A 1,696-nucleotide genomic window follows, 5' to 3' on the forward strand; every position below is an offset into this window, starting at 1 on the left:
CGGCGCACATGCGTTCCGGCATTGACTTCGACGACCTCCACTTCGAGCGGCGCAGCTACGACCCGCAGATCGCCTACGCCCAGTCGAAGACGGCGAACTCCCTATTCGCCGTTGAGGCGACCCGCCTGTGGGCTTCCGACGGCATTGTCGCCAATGCAGTGAACCCCGGCGGTGTCGCGACGGGTCTGCAGCGGAACTTCACCGTGCAGCAGAGGCAGTCGCTCGATGCGGCCGAGGCCGCCGGAGTCTTCAGGTACAAAACGGTCCAGCAGGGAGCAGCCACCACCATGGTCGCGGCCGTCGCCCCGCAGTTCGCCCACTCCGGAGGCCACTACCTCGATGACTCGCAGGAGGCCTACACCGTGCCGAACGACGCCGACCTCGCACAACATCCGCACGGTGTCAAGGAATGGGCACTCGATCCCGCTGTCGCCAAGCGCCTCTGGGCAGTCTCGACCAGCCTGCTCCGCGTCTGACCTCTCGACGCCACGACACTCCCACGTCCGATCTTCCCTGGCATCGACGAGCCGGCCGTCCCCTGGATTCCGCAGAAGCCAGGCGCACTGGGAATCCCGCGCCAGGCACTCTCACTCCACTTGGCGGCCCCGCAGCTCAGTACAAGATCCACAGACAAGCTCAACGCGACAGGACAGTGTGCCTGGGATGATTGGCGTATGTCGTTCCGCCTGCCCATTGACCCCCGTCCGTTGAGCGTCTCCGAGCGAGCCGTGCTGGAGCACATCCTCTCGGCCGACTTCTCTGGTGCTTCCGAGTTGCGCGGCCAGCTGGATCGGACAGAGGTCGTGGCCCTCTGGGGGCCCGGGTCTGCGAGCGTCGACCTGCTGGTCAGGGAGCCAGTGCAGCACGCGGTCATGGCCTCCGAGCTGGTGCCTGTCGATGCTCACGTCCACGACCAGTCCGGCGAGTACCTCGGTGAACTGCTGGTGTGGGCCGACAAAGGCGCCACTCTGGCAGCCCTGGAGTTCGCCTGGGTCACCAACGAGATGCCGAGTTCTCTGCCGCCCGTCGACCAGGTGCTGGTCACTGTGCGCTGATCGCCTATGCACCGGACAGGTGGCAACAAGGAACGACCCGACGGTGGCAAGTAGAGCGATCCGATCGACCAGGCGCCCCAGGTCAGCCCCGCATCGTGATGTCATCTATCTCGAAAAGTCGCACTGCGGGGGCTTGGGCCGGAGTCCTCCTGCGCAGGCCAGCACTTCTGTCGCTGAGGAGTTCAGGAAGATCGTGAACACGGACGACCTGTCCACGGAGTAGACGAGACCGGTACGCACAAGCTCCTCCCCGGCCTGCCGCAGGATATCAACAGAGGTGGCAAGGCCCCCGACTGTGTGGCCACGCCGAGCAGCTGTGCGGATACGAATCGCGAACACACCCGCGTGCCGGCTGGCGGGGACCAGACCATCCGAGACGTCGAAGGCGCCTCCGGCAACCAAGGCGTCACGGGCAGGTCCGCATGCCGGGGTCTGTTCACGAAGCATGGCGATGAGGTCCTCGCGAGGAATGCTGCGCACCGGTACGCGTACGACCCAGGCGTCGCCCGTGTGTGACAACTGCACGCCTCTCTGGTGACAGCCTGACCTGACCCACCATTTGGGTTCCAGGCTCGGTGGCTAACCGGCAGCCGGGATGGTGTCGTTCTCGGAGCGTACTTCGTACTCGATGGGGGTGCGGT

Annotated in this window: 1 protein-coding gene and 1 pseudogene; both read left to right on the plus strand. The window is 65.4% G+C overall.

The annotated features are described in order from the left end of the window. Window positions 1-476 (plus strand): annotated as a pseudogene (locus ADK54_RS11855) (oxidoreductase); the annotation flags it as partial. Window positions 477-674: 198 nt separating this feature from the next. After that, window positions 675-1,055, plus strand: a complete 381-nt coding sequence (locus ADK54_RS11860; RefSeq protein WP_053725550.1) for a hypothetical protein — start codon at window positions 675-677, stop codon at window positions 1,053-1,055. Window positions 1,056-1,696 lie beyond the last annotated feature (641 nt).

This window comes from Streptomyces sp. WM6378 (genome assembly GCF_001279695.1).
In the GTDB taxonomy this organism is placed as follows: Bacteria; Actinomycetota; Actinomycetes; order Streptomycetales; family Streptomycetaceae; genus Streptomyces.